This window comes from Ferrovum myxofaciens (genome assembly GCF_000735045.1).
GTDB lineage: Bacteria > Pseudomonadota > Gammaproteobacteria > Burkholderiales > Ferrovaceae > Ferrovum > Ferrovum myxofaciens.
Map to the genome: position 1 here is coordinate 1 of NZ_JPOQ01000286.1, position 449 is coordinate 449.

Here is a 449-nt window from a genome sequence, read left to right on the forward strand (position 1 = left end):
TCCTCACCACCACCCGCTATACCCATCTCACCGAACATCGCAAAGAATCCGCCGAAGTGTACATCAACACGCTGATGAGCCGGATACAGGTCGGCTGGAACAAGGTTGTATGATCCGCCTCGCCGATATTGTGGCCCAATATGCGCCAGAACTGATCAAACAATACGGTCACGAACTCTTGCCGGGCCAATTAAAAGCTTTATCCGCTTTTGAGCTGTGCCGTAGCGCCAACGCACCAAAAATGCTGTTGGCCTGCGACGGTTGTGACAAGTCAAGCTGGCTGCCGCATTCTTGCGGCAACCGGCACTGCCCGCATTGCCAGGCACACGAATCGCAACGCTGGATTGACAAGCAGTTGCAGAAACTGGTGCCGGGCGAGTATTTCATGGTCACCTTCACCTTGCCAGCCGAGTTCCGCCAGTTGGCCTGGCACCACCAGCGCGAGCTGT

Annotated in this window: 1 protein-coding gene; it reads left to right on the forward strand. The window is 55.9% G+C overall.

Annotated features, from left to right (window positions below):
* Window positions 1-109: 109 nt before the first annotated feature.
* The coding region (locus IV91_RS0113550) for a transposase zinc-binding domain-containing protein (protein ID WP_031599332.1) at window positions 110-449 on the forward strand (340 nt) is incomplete at its 3' end.